At 73.7% G+C, this 2,520-nt stretch carries 2 protein-coding genes; one reads left to right on the forward strand and one right to left on the reverse strand.

What is annotated here, in order from left to right; translation table 11 throughout:
- Positions 1 to 1,009 (forward strand): chitinase (locus tag ACSNN9_RS28295; protein ID WP_436676361.1); only part of this gene is annotated, 1,009 nt, incomplete at its 5' end.
- 197 nt (positions 1,010 to 1,206) lie between these two features.
- On the opposite strand, the gene ACSNN9_RS28300 is transcribed toward ACSNN9_RS28295, so the two are convergent.
- Positions 1,207 to 2,337, reverse strand: coding sequence for a CaiB/BaiF CoA transferase family protein (locus tag ACSNN9_RS28300; protein WP_436676362.1), 1,131 nt, complete (start codon positions 2,335 to 2,337; stop codon positions 1,207 to 1,209).
- Positions 2,338 to 2,520 lie beyond the last annotated feature (183 nt).

The raw sequence follows: 2,520 nt of genomic DNA on the forward strand, positions 1-2,520 counted from the left end.
CTCCCCCACCCCGACGCCCACGCCCACCGCGACGCCCACGCCACCCGGACCGGACACCTGCGCGGGCAAGCCGAAGCCGACCGGCAAGGTGCTCCAGGGCTACTGGGAGAACTGGGACGGCGCGGCCAACGGCGTCCACCCGCCGCTGGGGTGGATCCCGATCACCGACCCCCGGATCCCCGCGCACGGGTACAACGTGATCAACGCGGCGTTCCCGGTCATCCGCGCCGACGGCACCGTGCTCTGGGAGGACGGCATGGACGCCACCGTCAGGGTGCCCACCCCCGCCGAGATGTGCCGCGCCAAGGCGGCCGGCCTGACCATCCTCATGTCGATCGGTGGCGCGACCGCCGGGATCGACCTGAGCTCGGCCGCCGTCGCCGACCGGTTCGTCGCGACCGTCGTGCCGATCCTCAAGCGGTACAACTTCGACGGCATCGACATCGACATCGAGACCGGGCTCACCGGCAGCGGGAACATCTCCCAGCTCTCCCCGTCGCAGGCGAACCTCGTCCGCATCATCGACGGGGTGCTCGCGCAGATGCCGGCGGGCTTCGGCCTCACCATGGCACCGGAGACCGCGTACGTCACCGGCGGCAGCGTCACCTACGGCTCCATCTGGGGCGCGTACCTGCCGATCATCAAGCGGTACGCCGACAACGGCCGGCTCTGGTGGCTGAACATGCAGTACTACAACGGCAGCATGTACGGCTGCTCCGGTGACTCCTACCCGGCCGGAACCGTGCAGGGCTTCACCGCCCAGACCGACTGCCTGAACGCCGGGCTGGTCGTTCAGGGCACCACCATCCGGGTCCCGTACGACAAGCAGGTCCCCGGACTGCCGGCGCAGCCCGGCGCCGGGGGCGGCCACATGGCCCCGGCGACGGTGGCCCAGGCGTGGAACACCTACCGCGGCGGCCTGAAGGGCCTGATGACCTGGTCACTGAACTGGGACGGGTCGAAGGGCTGGACCTTCGGCGACAACGTCAGGGCCCTCCAGGGCCGCTGAGCCGCAGGACATCGGCCGCGCGGTCGCCCCCCTCCCGGCGGGGACGGCCGCGCGCTCGGCGGTGGCCCGGTCGCGAACGACACCGCGGTGTCCCGCAGCGGCCGGGTCGTCGACGAGGGACCCACGCGTCGCACCGGTCGCCGTCCGGCACCCCACGGGTAACCGCGTACGGCTTAGCCCCGCTGCGGTGGCGGGCGTCAGTCGGCCAGCCAGTTCCGGATCTCGTCGCCGTGCTCGTCGAGCCCCGGCGGCGGCAGGTCGTAGCGCGGCGGGGTGGCGGTGAGGCCGATCGGATTGCGGATGCCGGGCACGCCACCGGTGGCGACCACCGGGTCCAGCCCGAGTTCCCGCGCCAGCTCGACGCCACCGGCGACCGTGTTGATCGGGGCGCACGGCACGCCCGCCGCGCGCAGGTCCCGGAACCACTCCTCACGGGTCCGCTGGAGCAGTCGCGCGACCAGCAGGGGCCGCAGGGCCTCCCGGTTGACCGTGCGGTCCTGGTTGCGGGCGAACCGAGGGTCGTCGGGCAGTTCGGGCAGGCCGAGCACCTGGCAGAGCTTGCGGAACTGGCCGTCGTTGCCGGCGATGACGACGAGGTCGCCGTCGGCGGTGGGCAGCGGCTCGTACGGGAACAGGCTCGGGTGCCCGTTGCCCATCCGGAACGGCGTCGCGCCGCCGGCGACGTGGCCGCTGGTCTGGTTGACCAGGCCGGACAGCGCGGAGGAGAGCAGATCCACCTCGACGTGCTGGCCGGTGCCAGATCGGCCGCGGTGGTGCAGGGCGGCGAGGATGCCGACGGCCGCGTGCAGGCCCGCGATCACGTCGAACACGGCGACCCCGGCCTTGTAGGGCGGGCCGTCCGGCTCGCCGGTGAGGCTCATCAGGCCGGAGGCGGCCTGGACCACCAGGTCGTAGCCGGGCAGGTTGGCGCCGGCGCCGAACCCGCTGATCGAGGCGTAGACGAGCCGCGGGTTGACGGCGGCGACGCTGTCGTAGTCGAGGCCGAAGCGCCGCAGCCCACCCGGCCGGAAGTTCTGGATCATGACGTCGGCGCGGCGGACGAGTCGCCGGGCGACGTCCAGGTCGTCGGGGTCGGCGAGGTCGAGGGCGATGGAGCGCTTGTTGCGGTTGACGCCGAGGTAGTAGGTGGAAATCCCCTCCCGCACGGGCGGCAGCCAGGTCCGGGTGTCGTCCCCGCCGGGCCCTTCCACCTTGACCACCTCGGCGCCGAGGTCGGCGAGGAGCATGGTCGCGTACGGTCCGGCGAGGATGCGCGAGAAGTCGGCGACGAGGACGCCGTCGAGCGGCCCGGACCGTTGTTCCCCCATCGCCCGCGTACCCCTTCTCCGTCGACGCCTACGGCCGGCGCGGCGGCGTGCCGGGTGCCGGCGTCCGGCGCGTCCGGCGCGTCCGGACGGCAGGACCACCATGGCACAGCGGGCGCGACGGACGCCGGTCACCCCGACGGTGCGGGCCGGGGGGGGGGGGGGGGGGGGGGGGGGGGGGGGGGG

This window comes from Micromonospora sp. URMC 107 (assembly GCF_051386315.1).
Lineage (GTDB): Bacteria > Actinomycetota > Actinomycetes > Mycobacteriales > Micromonosporaceae > Micromonospora.

Bases quoted from the DNA above. Each gene is read 5' to 3' on its own strand.
- ACSNN9_RS28300 (WP_436676362.1), bottom strand. From the start codon at position 2,337: ATGGGGGAACAACGGTCCGGGCCGCTCGACGGCGTCCTCGTCGCCGAC.